Genomic DNA, 12,469 nt, shown 5'->3' with positions numbered 1-12,469 from the left:
CCCCGCCGCGACATCGCACTGGTGTGGCTGGCGCTGGCCGGCGCCGCGGCCGCCGCGTTCACGGTCGCGGTGGTGGCGGCGCGGCGGCTGACCCGCTGGGCGCTGCGTCCGGTGGCCGAGCTGGACGCCGCCACCGAGGCGATCGCGGCGGGCCGCCTGCACGCCCGCGCCGCGGTCGGCGGGCCGGGGCCGTCGGAGCTGCGGCGTCTGGAGGAGCGGTTCAACGCGATGGCGGACGCGGTGTCGGCGGCGCTGGAGCGGCAGCGCGCGTTCGTCGCGGACGCCTCGCACGAGCTGCGCACGCCGCTGGCGGTGCTGTCGCTGCGGCTGGAGAACCTCCAGCCGCACCTGCGCGCCACGGGCGCCGACGAGCACCGGCGGGCGCTGGAGGAGGTCGACCGGCTGGAGGCGATGCTGGAGGACCTGCTCACCCTGGCGCGTCTGGAGTCGGGCACGGCCGCGGCGGCGGGGCCGACCGACCTGGTCGCCGAGCTGGCGCCCCGGCTGGACGCGTGGGCCGATGTCGCCGCCGCCCGGGCCGTGCGCCTGCGCGCGGACCTGCCGGAGCGGCTCGTCGCGCACTGCCCGGCCGACACCGCGGGACGCGTCGCCGACATCGCCATCGACAACGCGATGAAGTTCGTGCCGGACGGGGGGAACGTCACCGTGTCGCTGGCGGCCCGCGACGGGGCGGCCGTGCTGCGCGTCGCCGACGACGGGCCCGGTCTGGAGCCCGGCGAGCTGGAGGCGGCGCGGCGCCGGTTCTGGCGGTCGCCCCGGCACGGCAACGTCGAGGGCAGCGGCCTCGGCCTGGCCATCGCCGACGAGCTGGCCCGCGCGGGCGGCGGGACGCTCGACCTGCTGCCCGCCGACCCGCACGGCCTGGTCGTCGAGCTGCGGCTGCCGTTGGAGGCGCCCGCCGGTCAGCCGTAGACGGAACGGTAGTAGCGGACGGCGCCGGGGTGCAGCGGCACGGTCCCGGTGCCGATCGCATAACGCTCGTCCAGGTAGCTGCCGGGGACTTCGGGCCCCGGCAGGCGGTCGCGGGCCCGGAACATCACGCGCGTCACCGTCTCGGCCAGGCCCGGCGACAGGTCGCGCCGCGCCATCAGGTAGCTCGGCACGCCGACCGTGGGCACCTCGGTGTCCTGCCGGTAGGTGCCGGCGGGCACCGACACGCCCACGTAGGTGGGGCCGTGCGCGCGGCGCAGCGCCAGGACGAGGCCGTCCAGCGGCACCAGCCGGATCGGCGTGCGCGCCGCCAGGTCCGAGATCGCCTTGGTCGGCACGCCTCCGGACCAGAAGAACGCCTCGACGCCGCCGGCGGCCAGCGCCGCGCACGACTCGGCCAGGCCGAGTCGGACGGCCCGCACGGGGCTCGGGAGTTTCGCCGCGTCCAGCACCCGCTCCCCCACGACCGCCGTGCCGGAGCCTTCGGCGCCCAGGGACACGCGGCGTCCCGCCAGGTCGGTGACGCGCCGCACCGGCGAGTCCCGCGGAACCACCAGGTGCGTGTAGTTGAGGTAGATCCGGGCCAGCGCGGTCACCGCCAGCGGCGTGCGGAACGCGCCGCGCCCCGCCACGGCGTCGGCGGCGCTGTCGCCCAGCGCGAGCGCGAGGTCGGCGCGGCCCGCCGCCAGCATCCGCAGGTTCTCCACGCTGGCGGAGGTGGTCAGCACGTCGACGGTGAGGCCGCCGACGCGGCGCCGCAGCTCGTGCGCCAGCCGCCGCGCGAACGGCGTGTACTGCCCGTCGACGGGGCCGCCCGCCAGGACCAGCCGCCGCCGCGGCCCGTCGGAGCCGGCGGAGCAGCCGGCGGCCAGGGCCGCCGCGGCGCCCAGGCTCAGGGCGCCGCGGCGGCTCAGGCGCACGACTGCGGACGGCACCCGCTCACGTTACCGCCGGTAGGTCAGCCCGTACCCGAACGGGAACAGCGGCTTCTTGCCGTCGCCGCGGTTGATCGGCTGCTGGTCGGCGCTGGCCATCCACGTCATCGGCAGCTTGCCGGTCGGCTTGGTGACGCCGAACAGCACGTCGGCGACGCCGCGCCCCTCTGTGCCCGGCAGCCAGGACGCCACCAGCGCGTCCCAGCCGGGCAGCTCCTTGGCGATGTCCAGCGGACGGCCCGACACCAGCACCACGATCACCGGGACGCCGGACGCGCGCAGCCGTTCGATCGTCTGCAGGTCCTCGGCGTCCAGGCCCATCTCGCCGGGACGGTCGCCCTCGAACTCGGCGTAGGGCAGCTCGCCCACGACCGCGATCGCGGCCTTGTAGGAGCCGTCGATGCCGGAGCCGTCCTTGCTGTAGTCGACGGTGGTGGACTTGCCGACCGTCTGCCGGATGCCCTCGAGGATCGTGGTGCCCGGCGTGATGGCGCCCGGCGAGCCCTGCCAGGTGATCGTCCAGCCGCCGCTCTGGATGCCGATGTCGTCGGCCGCCTTGCCCGCCACGAAGATCTTGTTGTGGTGGCGCGACAGCGGCAGCACGTTCCCCTTGTTCTTCAGCAGCACCTGCGACTCGGCCACGGCGCGGCGGGCCAGCGCGCGGTGCTCGGCGCTGCCGATCGTCCGCTGGTGCCTGCGGTCGGCGAACGGCCGCTCGAACAGGCCCAGTTCGAACTTCTTGGTGAGGATGCGCCGGTTGGCGTCATTGATGCGGGCCATGGACACGTGCCCGGCCCGCACCTCCGCGCGCAGCGTGTCGATGAACTTCCGCCAGTCGTACGGGACCATCACCATGTCGATCCCGGCGTTGATGGCGGTGCTGACCTCCTGCGGGGTGAACCCGGGCTGCCCGTCGATCTGGTCGATGCCGTTCCAGTCGGAGACGACGAAGCCCTTGAAGCCGAGCTCCTTCTTCAGCACGTCGGTGATGAGGTAGCGGTGGCCGTGCATCTTGACGCCGTTCCACGAGCTGAACGACACCATGACCGACCCGACGCCGCGCTTGACCGCGGCCCGGAACGGCGGCAGGTGGATGCGGCGCAGCTCGGCCTCCGACACCTGGGTGTCGCCCTGGTCGACGCCGCCGGTGGTGCCGCCGTCGCCGACGTAGTGCTTGGCCGTGGCCAGAATGGACGTGGGGCCGTTCAGCTTGCGGCCCTGGAACCCGTCCACAATGACCGACATGGCCGCGGGCAGCTCGGGGACCTCGCCGAACGACTCGTAGGTGCGGCCCCACCGGTCGTTGCGCGCCACGCACAGGCACGGCGCGAACGTCCAGTCGACGCCGGTGGCCGCCACCTCCTCGGCGGTGGCGCGGCCGATCTTCTTCACCAGCTCGGGGTCGCGGGTGGCGCCGAGCCCGATGTTGTGCGGGAAGATCGTCGCGCCGACCAGGTTGTTGTGGCCGTGCACGGCGTCCACGCCGTAGATCATCGGGATGCGCTTGGGCGTGGCCAGCGCGGCGCGCTGGAACTGGTCGTACATGTCCGCCCACGCCTGCGGCGTGTTCGGGGTGGGCGTGGACCCGCCGCCCGACAGCACCGACCCGATGCGGTACCGGGTGATGTCCTCGGGGGTGACGGCGGCGCGCTCGGCCTGCGTCATCTGCCCGATCTTCTCGTCGAGCGTCATGCGGGACAGCAGGTCCTCGACACGCTTGTGCACGGGCAGGCGCGCGTCCAAGTAGGCGGGCAGCTTCGCCGCCTGCGCCGCCGCCGGGGCGGCGGCTCCGGCGCCGGCGAACGCCAGCATCGCCGACGTCAGCACCGCGATCTTCGCCCGCGGGCGGCCTAGTAGGGAACGGAACGGGGAGCGACTCATCTCGCCTCCGAGTCAGCGACAGCTCAACAAACGGACCGTGCGTTCCCCTCTCATCAGGGGGCAACCTACGGCCCGCCGGCCCTCCCGGACAATCCCCGTCCACTTCCGGCCGCCCCGTCCGCCCGTGGCGCACGCGGGGATCGAACCCGCCTGTGCTGAGGACGGTTGTTCGGCACCCGTCGGCTCACGTCGGCCCATGCGGGGCTATCAGCGCTTTCTCCCCATCAGCCAGTTCTGGTGCTCCCCGCAGGGCGAAGCCCAGCATGTCGATGGAGCGCGATGTCAGGCGGCCGACATCTTGAGTAGGCGGATGCCGCAAAGCGGGCGCACAGCACAGAGATCACAACCGCGATCAGCGGCTTCTTCGAGGGTGGCGGATGTGGGAATCGAACCCACCTGCTGCGGTTTATGAGGCCGCCGAACGCACCAGCGTTCCTATCCGCCGATCAGCGGAGGGTGCGAGACTCGAACTCGCGCAGGGGAGACCCTGACGACGGCTTAGCAAGCCGCTGCCTTACCGACTCGGCCAACCCTCCAGGGGAAAGGAGCCGTCCGCTCAAAGGACTCTCGGGTCCGTTGCCCGGAGCGCGGTGCTGAGCCTCCTGGCCGCTCCGGACGGGACACCGCGGCGCGGACGGTGCGCGGGTCAGGGCGGTGTTACGTCACGCCCCGCCGTGGCCGCTCCGGAGACCGGACAGGCTGCGCATTCGACTGCTGTGACGGCTACTCAGACGCCGCATCGTCTGCTCCCCCCATCCCGGTCTCCGTTCTCTACGACGTAGAGATTGCCTGATGTGTTCCCGGGTCGCAAGAGCTTATCCACGTCCCGCACCGTCACAACGATCATCGTCCGCAGACCGCTCGAACGGCCCGCGGACACGCGGCGGGCCGCAGGTCAGGCGCCGCGTGGGTCCGCGGCGAGGAGGGCGCGGGCGCGGACATCCTGCGGTGCGGCCCGCGCCCGGTCCTTGGAACGTCTCAGCCGTAGGCCTCGCAGGCTTCCCGGAGCGCTTTCAGGGCGTGATAGACGCGGGCCTTGACGACCTCCACGGGGAGCCCCAGCGACGCGGCCGCCTCGTTGACCGTCCGCCTGCGGAAGTACGTCTCGGTCAGGATCTCTCGGTGCGCCCACGACAGCGACCGGAACGCCCGAGCAGCGGGCTCGTACACGTCGGCGGGCGCCGTTTGGCCCGCGCTTCTGCCGGTTCGCAGTGCCACGCTCCGAACCTCTCATCTCCCCCCACCCCCGGCGATCGTCTTATGGCGCACTTAAGGAACGCCTCAGCCGCGCTTATCCCGGACCGCTCGGCAGAGCCGCTCCACGAGCCCCCAAGAGACCAGCCCAGCCGAGCCACCTGGGAACGTCGTCCAGATCAGTCCCCGTCCAGCCCCTGACCTGGGGCCGCGACCTCTCATATCCGCCTAGGGCATCCGACTCCGTTGCCAGCACCCGCACCCTCCGTCCCTTGTCAGACTCGTCCTGCAACATGAGCACCGCACCGAGGACCGATGCACGGGCGGCTCCGGGCGGAGCGGCGAAAGGTTACGGAAACAGGCACGACGATTACGCAGAGTCGTCAATTCGAGTCCCGTGGCCTTGATTTCGCGGAAGGACGCAGAGGATGAAAGTTCCCGCAGAAGACCAGTACAAGATGTTGGACGCGTTCGACAGGGAGCGCGACTCGATCATCAAGATGTTCGAGCAGATCTTCGCTTTCCCTTATGTGGAGGAGACCCGGCTGGTCATGCTGGAAGCGCTGACGGACAAGTACGGGATCGGCTTCGACGCCTTTCCCAACACCGAGCCATTCGAGCGGGCACCGCTGACCGAAGCGGACCGGGGAACGAACATCATCCGCGCAGGGGAATGCGTGGCCGGAGGTTCCGTTTCTATCGGCGACTTCGACGTCCAAGAGCTACTCTACAACGACCTGCTGGACACCTATCTTTTTGTCGCGGAGAAGTTGCTGATCAAATGGCTCGGCAAGCGGATGAAGGAAGTCGACGGGCATGACACCTTTCCGTATCCCATCTGCATAAGTTTTCAAGGGACCGAACCGATTTACTATGACCTGTCCACGGGCACCAAAAAGCGAGCCTGATTATCTTGGGACAGTGCGCCAGCAGAAGGCCGTACTTCCGGATGGTCCGACAGGGACCGGCCACCGCGGATGCACCGCCCTCCTCCCCGGTCGCGCGCCGGCCGCACGGCCCAATGGGATGGTCCCACCCTCGGTCGGCCGCCACCTTCCTCAGAGCCCGCCCCCAAGAGGCTGGCTCGAAGGGCCGACAAGGGCGCACTGCCTTTTCGGCGGCGCGGGCGCGGTGAACCGGTGCCGCAGTCCGGGAGTCGACCCCATGCCGAACCTCGACATCCGAACAGGGAGAGAACATGACCGAGCCCGACGCGCTGGGCCGAGCGCTGCCACTGCCGCCGATGGCGTTCGCCGCACTCTAAGCGAACGAAGATTAAGTGGCGGACAGGCCGGCAACGGCCTGCCCGCCACCTAATGCGCGGAGTGCTGAGCGGAGCTAGTTCGCCCGGGCGATAAGCTCCACGGCTTGGTCCTCGTAGTGCACGGACGCGCCTCCGTTCGCGTGCAGGGCTACCAGGTTGCGCCAGTGCAGCCAGCACATGTCGTAGGTGCGGTTGATCGATCTGTCGTTGATGTGGATCGAGATCATTGCCGTGAACGGGCACGTTCGGCGTTCGCAGCGCGTGGCTCCCGTGCTAACAGAGACGCGCACTCGGTCGGATGCGGTCACTGCCGCAGACGGACTCGCGCGGCGTCGGTGTAGCGCATCACGTGGCCGCGTGCGATCAGCAGGTCCCGGAGTGCCGGCCAGTGGCCGCGACAGCGATGCAGCTGGCTTTCATCCGGCAGCATGATCTCCACGGCTCCGTCGAGGATGCAGGACGTCGCGTCGCACTTGTGACCGTCCGGACAGGCGTTGACCACACGCACATTGACTTGCGAATTCGCCATGACTGCCACTCCGTAGTCATGGGTGGGACCGGTGCGATCGCTGGCGGTACCGCGGTTGGACGGTAGTCATGCCGCTTGTTGCCGGTTCCAGTGGACGATGCGCGACACTTCGGAGCGCTCCTCCGCTTCGGTCAGCATCGCGAGGTTGTGTCGCGCGATGCTGACCACGCGCGCGGCGCGTCGGGCTTCGGCACGCGAGATCCAGGAGACACCGCCGCGGGTCCACGGCTCGTACACGTTCACGATGGCGCGGTTGTAGAGCTCTTGGATGAACCGTTCGTCCGGCGGCATCAGCGCGACACCTCCCGGCTGGCGCTGCTCGGGCGTGCTCATCTCGGACGTTTTGTTGACGATCATCGGGTGCTCCTGGGGTTGATACCGGTTACTGTCGCGGTCTTGTGCTCCGTGCCCTGGGGGGTAACGGGCACGGAGCACAGACCTCCCCCACGGGGCGCGCCATCTGCACACACCCCGACCCGAGGTCAAAGCGGACGTAGACAGGCACGTGGGGTCTCATGCCAGGACGCTCGCGCGACCTCGTATAAGAGGTACGCTAACCTCGTATACGAGGTTGCTCAAGATGTTGAGCGACATTTTTCAGGGGGACCGATGGCATACGTGCCGACGATCCGTGGCCGCAGGCTGGCCAGGGAGCTGCGACAGGCGCGCGAAGGACTCGGACTAACGGGAGAGCAGGTCGCGCAACGACTGGGATGGGGCCAAGCCAAGATCAGCAGGATCGAGACGGCCAAAATGCGCGTAACGGTCGGGGAGGTGATGGAACTCTGCGAGGCGTACGAGATCGCCGGCGCCCGCCGCGACGAGCTGATCACTCTCGCCCGGGAGGCGAGGAAGCAAGGGTGGTGGCACTCGTACCTGTCAGTACTGAAGAGCGGCTTTGGTGACTATTTGGAGTTCGAGTCCGAAGCCGATCAGTACCGGTCGCACGACATCCACCTGATCCCCGGCCTGTTCCAGACAGAAACGTACGCTCGGGCCGTCTTCCGGACCTCGGCCGTTCTCACCACTCCTGAGGAGATCGATCGGGCGGTTGAGGCGCGCCTCGCTCGACAGGCGCGACTCACGTCCTCGGAGCACCCTCTACGGGTATCTCAGATCATCGAAGAAGGGGCCCTGCGGCGCGTCATCGGCAGCTCCCGCACCATGCACGAGCAGCTTCATCACCTGATCGAGCTTGGACAGCTGCCGAACGTCGAACTGCAGATCGCCCCCTACCGGTCAACGAATCATCTCGCCCTTGACGGACCGTTCACGCTCCTACACTTCGCGGAATACCCGGATGTGCTCTACGTAGAGCACTTCATGGGATGCCAGTACTACGAGAGGCCAGAGGAAACGGCACACGCTAGCGTGGTACTGGAACGCCTCCGCCGGTCAGCGCTCGATCCCTCCGACAGCATCGCGCTGATCCACCAAGTGATCGAGGAGATGCCTGATGATCCAGAAGGGCACCCAAGGGATGACGGATTCCGTGTCTAGCCGCGTCATGTGGCGCACGAGTAGCTACAGCGGCGACGGCGGCGGCCAGTGCGTCCAGGTGGGCAAGTGCGGCGGCATGGCGCTAGTGAGGGATTCCAAGCATCCTGAGGGCCCCGTAATGGCGCTCAAGGCCGAAACCTGGAACGCCGCGCTCGACCAGATCAAGCGCGGCGAATACGACCTCGACTGAATCTGACCAGCTTCGCCCCCACCCGGGAATTAAGCGCGCTTTGTCGCCCAGTAAGGGCCCCGACGACGGTCGGGGCCCTTACTGCTGTTCCACTTAACCTCTCCGCTTGAGCGGGACTTCCTTCAGGGCGGCGACGGATGGGCCTGCCTCTTTCGCTTACTCCTTCCGTTCCACTCGCCAGGAAGGGCGCTCAACCAATGAAGCACAGCAAATTCAACCTCGTATAATAACATACGAGGTTGAACCTATTATGTTCACATGCAATATGTGAGAGGATCCGCCCATGGCTGAGCGCGATCCCTACAAGCCTCTGTACCTGGTCATCGCCGACGACCTCCGAAGCAAGATCGAGAGCGGTGAGCTGGGCCCCGATGCGCGTCTGCCCAGCGAACGGGAGATCTGTGAGCAGTACGGGTGCTCGACGATCACGGCGCAGCACGCGATCACAGAGCTGCGGAACGCCGGCCTGATCTACACGCACAAGGGCAAGGGTGCGTTCGTCGCGCCAGCTCCTCCGCCGCGGGTGGTGCGCGTGGCCCCGGATCGGTTCCAGCGTCCGCACAACCGGCCGACCTACCAGCAGGAAGCCGAACGCGGCGGCATGGAGCTGGACGTGGAGCACTCGACGGAGCACGTCGAGGCGCCTGCCGAGGTGGCCGAGCGCTTGGGGATCGACGAGGGTGCGCCGGTCACCGAGACCTCGTACAAGATCAGCATGGGCGGCCAGCCGGTCTCGATCAGCGTCGCCTGGGAGCCGCTCGCCATCACCGGCGGAACCGAGATCGAGAACCCGCACGACGGACCGCACGGCGGCAAGGGGATCGTCCCGAGGTTCGACGCCATCGGCTATCACGTCGACACGGAGGAAGAGCACCTGATCGCCCGTCTCCCCAAGCCGCACGAGATCGAGCTGCTACAGATCCCTCCGGGCGTTCCCGTCATAGAGATCTGGCAGACCTTCTGGGCCGGAGACGTCGCCGTCGAGGTCGCCAAGATCATCTTCCGGGCCGATCGGTACGAGTTCCACTACCGCATGCCCATCGACGCACCGAGCGCAAGCGCATCGGCTACCGCAGGCAGTTAGTCGCGTTCCCGCTCGAAGAACGTGCGGCCACAGCCCTTGCAGACCTTGCAGGGGATCTCTTCGCCGAACGCGAGGTCTACTGTGGTGGCGTCTTCGACGTGCTCTGACCCGCAGTACGGGCAGGCTGTGGGTCGAGGACGCTCGGGCGAGGCGTTTTCTCGGCTCATTTGGTGCCCGCCGAGGATAGGGCGTTGAGGCGTGTGGTGTCGCCTGGCCAGATCGTCATCGTGCAGTCGATCGGCTGGCCGGTTTCGTCGTGCACGACGTCAGCTCTCACGAGCACGCATGCGGTCGGTGCGAGTGCGAGCATGGCGGCTTCGGTGTCGTTCGGGTGCCGTGCTGAGATGAGGCTCTCGGCCAACGTCAAGCGCTTTTGCGTGTGCTGCGTCAGCGCGTCGAGCCACGGCTCGTCGACGGCGTCTGATGCTGCGAGCGGTGTCCCCTCCGCAGCCTCCCGAATCGTGTAGCTCACGCGCAGTTGCACAGGGCTGCCGTTGCCGTCTACGGCCAGCCTGCGCCGGACGATCACGGGCGCGCGCGGATCAGTCAAGCGCAGAGAGAGCGCGACCTCGGCGGGGGCCGCCTCCTGCCGTACGTCCAGTGCGGTCGTCACCGCGTCCACGGAGCCGTCAACGGCGACAAGTTGAGGGCTTCGGATGGCTGCCAATCCCGCGCCCGATCCTGACGACGCGGCCACGCCGTCTCCGGAAGCGGGGGCGTCACGCTTAGCCGAGGGGATGACCGCGACGTATCCCTTTGTGCCCTGCGAGCGGGCCCAGCCCGCGGCGACCAGTTCCGAGAGGACCTTTCGTGCGGTTGTGGTGCTGACGGTCCATCGGACTGTGATCTCTCGCATGGAGGGCAGGAGGGCCCCTGGCGGGTAGACGCCCGCCTTGATCTCGTCGATCAGCTCGTCTCGAACGATCTCGTAGAGCTTGCCGCTTCCTGCGGCTTCCTTCGCGGGGCCCGTCATGGCACACCTGCCCTTCCTCGGTCTCGCCGGCGTGCTCCCGACCACCCTAACGCGCATAGACCTGCGCGTCATGCTGTGCGCGTCAAGATTTTAGTACACAGCTTTGCGCTCAAGACTTGACGCGCACAGTTGTGCGCGCGCACCATGGTCCCAGTCGCGCTCCACCGGGAGCGCCGACGACCGGAAGGGGTGATCGTTCATGGCCTACGCCGACCACGAGCAGCGCCAACGTCTGATCGCCGGGCTCCGCTCCCTGGTGGCGCTGCTGGAGACGCGGCCCGAAGTGCCGACGCCGACCTTCACGACGCTCACCGTGTTCCCGCCCCGCGACACCGACGACGCCATGCGCGCCGAGGTCGACCGCATCGCGGCCATCCTCGGAGCGGAGATTGAGACGAAGTCGCTCGAACACGGCCACTACTGCGCGGGCCGCAACTTCGGCCCGGTCCGGTACGAGGTGGCCGCGATCCTGTCCGCCGCACGTGCCAGGTATGACGCCTGGCGCTCCCCCGCCGACTCCCTGACCCCCGACTCGGCCCCTTCGAAGGGAATGTGACCGATGCTCTCCGGATTCCTCGTGCTCCTTCTGGCCGTGTTCATCTCCGGCGGTGTGCTCGGCGTCTTCGCGACGCTTCTGGCCGGCATCCACGCCGAGGAACGGCGCATGAGCCTGACCCACTCCCCGCAGTCCCGGACCGCCGCGTCCACCCGGCGCCTCCTCGGAGTGACGGTCCGGCCCCACTCCCCCCACACGACGACCCTGCACGACGAGAAGACCACTCCGCACAACCCGACGAGGTGACCTTGCGCATCCCGATCGACTTCCGAGGACGTTCCTGCCCGTGCGGTGCCCGTACCGAGGTCGGCATGCGGCGATGCCGCAAGTGCCGGTACCGGTCCCGCTGGCGCCGCCGCAAGTCCATCAACGACGGGATCTGAAGGAACCGACCCATGCCCACGACTGACGCCGTCTCCTCCCCCGCACCGGAGTCCGTACCCGACGCGGTACCCGAGCCGCCTCCTCGGGACTGGTGGGTCATGATCGGTATGACGATCGCGGCCGCGTCCGCCGCCGTGGCGAGCTTCTCGGGGCTGTACGGGCTGGCAGCCATGGCCGGCTGGCCCGTACGGCTCGCCTGGCTGTTGCCGCTCACGCTCGACGCGCACGCCATGACCTCGGCGCGCGTGTGGCTGGCCGCGTCGACCAGGTCGCAAGCCGCGCGCCGGTTCGCGCGGGCGAACGCGCTCGGCGCGATCGCGGCCAGTATCACTGGCAATGCGGCGTACCACGCCATCGGTACCGGACTGCTCGACGTGACGTGGCCGATCGTCGTCCTTGTCGGTGCCGTCCCCGCAGCCGTCCTCGGGCTCACCGCACACCTTCACGCACTGCGTAACCGAACCGATCCGGTTACGCCGTCGAGGGACGGTACCGGGGACAACACTGCGGATAGAGAGGCGGAGAGCAGCAAGAAGCCCAAGCGGCGTTCCACAGGCAACCGGCACCGGGCCCGATACCGGACCGCTGACGACTTGTACGCCGCAGCACGGGCCGCGGACGCTCGATACCGCCAGATCCACGGACGCCCGATCACGCGGGACGCGCTCCGCACCGAACTGCGCATCAGTACACCCCGCGCCAGCGAACTCCGGCGCCGTCTCCTGGACCCGGACCGCACCGAGCCTGACGACGCCGACAAGACCTGACCTCTGCCGGACCGTCCGCTCCCTGCCCGCTCCGAAAGGAGGTGATTGATCTTGACCGTGTCCGTACCGATCGTGGTCATCCTCGGCGCGGTCGTGTGTGTCGCCTGGCGGTACATGGGACTGCGCGCATGGCACGTGACCGTGTGCCTTCTCCTCGGCCTCTACCTGGCCGCCACCAGTACCGGTTCCGAGATTCGCCGCGTGGTGACCGTCCTCGCCAACGCTCTGTCCGGCTCACAGCCGTGACACGCGTCCCGAAAG

The 12,469-nt window shown here is 68.6% G+C and carries 16 protein-coding genes and 2 tRNA genes; 9 read left to right on the top strand and 9 right to left on the bottom strand.

From position 1 onward, the window contains the following. A partial coding sequence (locus AR3_RS20895; RefSeq protein WP_083951734.1) for a HAMP domain-containing sensor histidine kinase occupies nucleotides 1–933 on the top strand: 933 nt, incomplete at its 5' end. On the opposite strand, the gene AR3_RS20890 is transcribed toward AR3_RS20895, so the two are convergent. From AR3_RS20890 to AR3_RS20875, 5 genes are all read right to left on the bottom strand, one after another. Continuing rightward, nucleotides 924–1,886, bottom strand: coding sequence for a TAXI family TRAP transporter solute-binding subunit (locus tag AR3_RS20890; RefSeq protein WP_227023053.1), 963 nt, complete (start codon nucleotides 1,884–1,886; stop codon nucleotides 924–926). The genes AR3_RS20895 and AR3_RS20890 overlap by 10 nt on opposite strands. A 9-nt stretch (nucleotides 1,887–1,895) precedes the next feature. After that, nucleotides 1,896–3,767, bottom strand: a complete 1,872-nt coding sequence (locus AR3_RS20885) for a glycoside hydrolase family 3 protein (RefSeq protein ID WP_083951733.1) — start codon at nucleotides 3,765–3,767, stop codon at nucleotides 1,896–1,898. A gap of 371 nt (nucleotides 3,768–4,138) precedes the next feature. After that, nucleotides 4,139–4,211: transfer RNA gene (locus tag AR3_RS30745), tRNA-Met, on the bottom strand. Between the two features lie 6 nt (nucleotides 4,212–4,217). Then, a tRNA-Ser gene (locus AR3_RS20880) sits at nucleotides 4,218–4,303 on the bottom strand. Nucleotides 4,304–4,745: 442 nt separating this feature from the next. Continuing rightward, the gene (locus tag AR3_RS20875) at nucleotides 4,746–4,985 is read right to left on the bottom strand and encodes a sigma factor-like helix-turn-helix DNA-binding protein (protein WP_083951732.1); all 240 of its coding nucleotides are present in this window, start codon (nucleotides 4,983–4,985) and stop codon (nucleotides 4,746–4,748) included. A gap of 404 nt (nucleotides 4,986–5,389) precedes the next feature. Here AR3_RS20875 and AR3_RS20870 point away from each other — a divergent pair, with 404 nt between their 5' ends. After that, nucleotides 5,390–5,869 (top strand): hypothetical protein, encoded by a 480-nt coding sequence (locus tag AR3_RS20870; RefSeq protein WP_067916003.1) that lies wholly within the window; start codon nucleotides 5,390–5,392, stop codon nucleotides 5,867–5,869. Nucleotides 5,870–6,299: 430 nt separating this feature from the next. On the opposite strand, the gene AR3_RS30740 is transcribed toward AR3_RS20870, so the two are convergent. The 3 genes from AR3_RS30740 to AR3_RS20860 form a co-directional block, all read right to left on the bottom strand. Beyond that, nucleotides 6,300–6,452 carry a hypothetical protein gene (locus AR3_RS30740; RefSeq protein WP_157406724.1) on the bottom strand — a complete coding sequence of 51 codons (153 nt, stop codon included), beginning with the start codon at nucleotides 6,450–6,452 and terminating at the stop codon, nucleotides 6,300–6,302. 77 nt (nucleotides 6,453–6,529) lie between these two features. Next, nucleotides 6,530–6,754 carry a hypothetical protein gene (locus AR3_RS20865; RefSeq protein WP_146150217.1) on the bottom strand — a complete coding sequence of 75 codons (225 nt, stop codon included), beginning with the start codon at nucleotides 6,752–6,754 and terminating at the stop codon, nucleotides 6,530–6,532. Nucleotides 6,755–6,820: 66 nt separating this feature from the next. Then, on the bottom strand, nucleotides 6,821–7,111 hold the full coding sequence (locus AR3_RS20860; RefSeq protein ID WP_067915999.1) for a hypothetical protein: 291 nt from the start codon (nucleotides 7,109–7,111) through the stop codon (nucleotides 6,821–6,823). A gap of 252 nt (nucleotides 7,112–7,363) precedes the next feature. Between AR3_RS20860 and AR3_RS20855 the strand changes: the two genes are divergently transcribed. The 3 genes from AR3_RS20855 to AR3_RS20845 all read left to right on the top strand — a co-directional run bounded on the left by AR3_RS20855 (nucleotide 7,364) and on the right by AR3_RS20845 (nucleotide 9,528). Beyond that, on the top strand, nucleotides 7,364–8,254 hold the full coding sequence (locus AR3_RS20855) for a helix-turn-helix domain-containing protein (protein ID WP_083951731.1): 891 nt from the start codon (nucleotides 7,364–7,366) through the stop codon (nucleotides 8,252–8,254). Continuing rightward, nucleotides 8,211–8,444 carry a DUF397 domain-containing protein gene (locus tag AR3_RS20850; RefSeq protein WP_227023054.1) on the top strand — a complete coding sequence of 78 codons (234 nt, stop codon included), beginning with the start codon at nucleotides 8,211–8,213 and terminating at the stop codon, nucleotides 8,442–8,444. The genes AR3_RS20855 and AR3_RS20850 overlap by 44 nt, the downstream gene beginning before the upstream one ends. 283 nt (nucleotides 8,445–8,727) lie before the next feature. Beyond that, the gene (locus AR3_RS20845; RefSeq protein WP_067915992.1) at nucleotides 8,728–9,528 is read left to right on the top strand and encodes a GntR family transcriptional regulator; all 801 of its coding nucleotides are present in this window, start codon (nucleotides 8,728–8,730) and stop codon (nucleotides 9,526–9,528) included. Between the two features lie 163 nt (nucleotides 9,529–9,691). Here the strand turns inward: AR3_RS20845 and AR3_RS20840 are convergent, their stop codons facing one another. Beyond that, on the bottom strand, nucleotides 9,692–10,501 hold the full coding sequence (locus AR3_RS20840; protein WP_067915991.1) for a GntR family transcriptional regulator: 810 nt from the start codon (nucleotides 10,499–10,501) through the stop codon (nucleotides 9,692–9,694). Nucleotides 10,502–10,700: 199 nt separating this feature from the next. On the opposite strand from AR3_RS20840, the gene AR3_RS20835 reads away from it, so the two are divergent. The 4 genes from AR3_RS20835 (at nucleotide 10,701) to AR3_RS20820 (ending at nucleotide 12,454) form a co-directional block, all read left to right on the top strand. Then, nucleotides 10,701–11,057: a hypothetical protein gene (locus AR3_RS20835; RefSeq protein WP_067915989.1), complete on the top strand. Its 357-nt coding sequence runs from the start codon at nucleotides 10,701–10,703 to the stop codon at nucleotides 11,055–11,057. A gap of 3 nt (nucleotides 11,058–11,060) precedes the next feature. Further along, nucleotides 11,061–11,303, top strand: coding sequence for a hypothetical protein (locus AR3_RS20830; protein WP_067915987.1), 243 nt, complete (start codon nucleotides 11,061–11,063; stop codon nucleotides 11,301–11,303). A gap of 149 nt (nucleotides 11,304–11,452) precedes the next feature. Then, a complete protein-coding gene (locus AR3_RS20825) occupies nucleotides 11,453–12,208 on the top strand; it encodes a DUF2637 domain-containing protein (protein WP_227023055.1) in 756 nt (251 codons plus the stop codon). A 51-nt stretch (nucleotides 12,209–12,259) separates the two neighbouring features. Further along, nucleotides 12,260–12,454 carry a hypothetical protein gene (locus AR3_RS20820; RefSeq protein ID WP_146150218.1) on the top strand — a complete coding sequence of 65 codons (195 nt, stop codon included), beginning with the start codon at nucleotides 12,260–12,262 and terminating at the stop codon, nucleotides 12,452–12,454. Nucleotides 12,455–12,469 lie beyond the last annotated feature (15 nt).

The organism is Actinomadura rubrobrunea NBRC 15275, from assembly GCF_001552235.1.
GTDB classification, from domain to species: domain Bacteria; phylum Actinomycetota; class Actinomycetes; order Streptosporangiales; family Streptosporangiaceae; genus Spirillospora; species Spirillospora viridilutea.
Note: the sequence above shows the minus strand (reverse complement) of the source record. Positions and strands in the feature narration are given on the sequence as shown.